General features: G+C 39.0%; 1 protein-coding gene. It reads right to left on the bottom strand.

Translation table 11 applies throughout. From position 1 onward, the window contains the following. Positions 1-90 precede the first annotated feature (90 nt). Entirely contained in the window at positions 91-1,446 is a 1,356-nt protein-coding gene (locus EDD72_RS12390) for an IS1182 family transposase (RefSeq protein WP_132770824.1), read from the bottom strand. Between the last annotated feature and the right edge of the window lie 94 nt (positions 1,447-1,540).

Raw genomic sequence — 1,540 nt, 5'->3', positions numbered from 1 at the left:
TCAGACTGTCGACAAACCCCAACTCAAATGCTTCATTTGAGTTGGGATTTGTCTTTTTTTGCTCATCATTTTCTAAGATTCTTATCTTATTTAGGCTGGACATGGTCTTTTCCATGTCCAGTTTGCCATTTTCTTTAAGTTCATGGCAGCAAAAGTAAGCATCGCTTGCATGGACAATTTTCCCAGTCCCCGAAGGGTTGTCCATCGCATGCCATGCTTCTCTTTTCCATCGGCAAAGACTCGTTCAATCGTTTCTTTGCGCTTCTCATATATGTTTTTATTGATCTCTGTATGCCTTAAATGATCCGCTTCTTCCACATAATGTTCCCAAATGTGGCGATGAATGAATTTGATATGATCTTTATTTTGGGTACACTTTTCTAAGAACGGGCACGTTTTACATATTTCCGGATTAGAAGCGTACTGTCGATAACCTTCTCTTGTCGTGGTTCGGTATTCAAGAATTTGGTTGTTTGGGCAGATATAACAATCATAATGTTCATCGTATACATACTCATACTTTTTAAAGAAACCGTCTTTTGTTCTTGGTCTTGTATATGGCATAACGGGACGAATCTCTTTGTCCAACAGACTTTTCGCATTCGCTGGGGTTTTGTATCCGGCATCTACGGCTACTGCAGTTGGTTTGCCTACTTTTTCGATGACTTGTTCGAGTAATTGACCAAACACCTGACTATCATGAATATTCGCTCCCGTTACCTTGGTAGCTAAGACAAAGCCTTTTGCGTCACATGCGGTATGAAATGAATAGGCAAACATCTTTTCCCGTTCATCTTTTACGTAATAGCCACTATCAGGATCTGTTTTACTGACCTTTATTTCCTTGGCTTCTTCCTTCTCTTTCGGGGGAAAGGGCTTTTTTCCATGGTTTTCGCGGTCTTGGTTAATCTCTAACTCTAATTGCGCTTGATAGCTTTTTGTTTCTACCCGGACAATTTTCTTATCGTACTTCTTTTTATTGGCGCTTGCTTTGACATGTGTAGAATCAATAAAGGCAACAGAAGGGTCTACTAACCCTTTATTCATCGCTTCTTCTAAGATACGATAAAAAATCTGTTCAAATAAATCAGTACCTTGAAAGCGACGAACATAATTCTTGCCGAACGTTGAAAAATGAGGAATTTTCTCTGTGAAACCATATCCTAAGAACCATCGATACGCCACGTTGGTTTCAATTTCTTTGATCGTTTGACGCATGGAACGAATACCAAATAAATACTGCACAAAGACCATTTTAATGAGCACAACAGGATCAATACTAGGCCTTCCGTTATCTAGGCAATAGGTATCTTTGACAAGATCGTAAATAAAATCAAAGTCTATGGCTTGTTCAATCTTCCTTACCAAATGATCTTCTGGAACCAATTGATCAAGAGCCACCATTTCCAATTGATTTCGATTATTGTCTGTACGCTTCGATAACATCCTAAATTTCCCCCGTTAACCAAGAATTCTATCCCTATTATACAAAAAAACCTGTAGATTTGGCCACTAGTTAGGGACTTTGTCTACAAGCTGA

This window comes from Tepidibacillus fermentans (assembly GCF_004342885.1).
Lineage (GTDB): Bacteria > Bacillota > Bacilli > Tepidibacillales > Tepidibacillaceae > Tepidibacillus > Tepidibacillus fermentans.
Note: the sequence above shows the minus strand (reverse complement) of the source record. Positions and strands in the feature narration are given on the sequence as shown.